We start from the raw sequence: 1663 nt of genomic DNA on the forward strand, positions 1-1663 counted from the left end.
TTTTTCTACGTAAAGTCAAGTATCATTAGGTACTTGACTTTGTTTTTTACCTTGATTTTTATCTTTTAGTATTTGAGGGGCAATTTATTTAAGAATTAAATCTATGACAAATAAGCCTATTAATTATGCTTTTCTTTAATAGGCTGGAGTATAATGTCTTTAGATCAATTAATTACGGCAAAAGTCTTTTTGGTTATGTGTGGCTACGCTGTAATCATATAATTGGTCGTTTTGGATCAGGGCATATATGGTTCTGATCAGTTTATGAATTGAAGCAATAGCGATTTTCTTGAATCCTTTGGTTTGAGAAGATCGCTTTTTGCTTTCATAATAGTCGGCAATATGGCATGGGTTGGTTTTAGCTGCATTGTCTATCTGTCCAATGGCCCGATAGAGAATCTTTCTGGCTACGGCATTGCCATGCTTAGTAATACTTAAGCTTGAATCCATTTCACCTGACTGGTATCTTCCCGGATCAATACCGATAAACGCATTAATCTTATTGGGATTACTGAATCTGCGCATATCGCCTAACTCTGCTAACACTCTGACTGCAGTAGTTTGAGCAAATCCAGGAATGCTTTCAAGTATTTCAAGATCTCTATTTGGCAGCTTTTTAGCTAAAGCTGTCATTTGATCGATTATCCTTTCCCTCTGACTGCTTAATACGAGCTGACGATCTGCATAGTATCTTGCTTGTTTTGTTTCAACGCTGTCATCTTTGACAACAGGATAGCTTTTATGAGCCAATTTTAAAAGTTTCTTGGCAGTTTTTTGTGCGTGCTTGTTGCCAAAGCCTTTTAACGTAAGCAGCCAGCGAACAATCTGCTCCTTGTCAGATTCAATCATACTTTCGCAATGTGGATATTGCTTAATTATCTGCCAATAATTATTGCCTTTAGAATTACTAAATAAAGTCTCAATTTCAGGAAAAGTCGACTGCAGTGCCTGGTGAAGACGATTCTTAGCCATTATCAAATCTGAGGTTAATTGATCATAGAACCTGCTTAAAGCATTGAGCTGATGATATTCTTCAGCCTGCGATTGATTAACTGGATGATGATAAAGTTTTTGAATTAATGCTAAGTGATAAGCATCATTGCGGTCAGTCTTGTTGTGGCGTAATCCCTGATCCATTTCTTTCTTGGCCTTTAACGGATTAAGAATGATATAATCGTAGCCATAATCTTCAAGAAAGGTCTGTAGTCTGCGCGAATAAACGCCGGTTGCTTCAAAGATAATTTGTGGATGAATGGCAAATACATGCAATTCTTTTAATAGCTGCAAGAAGCCTGGCCGATCATTGGTAATCTCAAACTCATTCTTGCTTTCACCGATTAATTCACACACTGTTGAAGCAGACTTGCTTACATCAATACCGAATACAACTTTCATCATTAGCCTCCCAATCCAGCAGTAAAACATTTTTGCTTAAGAACTCGGATCTAATTTTCTAAACTCGACATCTAGGTGCCCACATTCTTCGAAGAGATTGCCAAATTCTTATGCAAAACTGCCAGTTTATTATACGACATCACGTGTCTAAACCCCCGAAGGCATATTGTTTTACTGCTATCTCAATTCTACAAGAGAATAAAAATAGTGAATCAATTATCCCGTCGGATAATCAATTCACTATTTAGCTTAGAATGTTTATTATTCC

At 36.9% G+C, this 1663-nt stretch carries 1 protein-coding gene; it reads right to left on the reverse strand.

What is annotated here, in order from left to right:
* Positions 1-168: 168 nt before the first annotated feature.
* Positions 169-1398 (reverse strand): IS110 family RNA-guided transposase, encoded by a 1230-nt coding sequence (locus HMPREF0493_RS02555; protein ID WP_006351706.1) that lies wholly within the window; start codon positions 1396-1398, stop codon positions 169-171.
* Between the last annotated feature and the right edge of the window lie 265 nt (positions 1399-1663).

Origin of the sequence: Lactobacillus amylolyticus DSM 11664 (assembly GCF_000178475.1) — a bacterium.
GTDB classification, from domain to species: Bacteria; Bacillota; Bacilli; order Lactobacillales; family Lactobacillaceae; genus Lactobacillus; species Lactobacillus amylolyticus.

Bases quoted from the DNA above. Each gene is read 5' to 3' on its own strand.
- HMPREF0493_RS02555 (WP_006351706.1), bottom strand. From the start codon at position 1,398: ATGATGAAAGTTGTATTCGGTATTGATGTAAGCAAGTCTGCTTCAACA.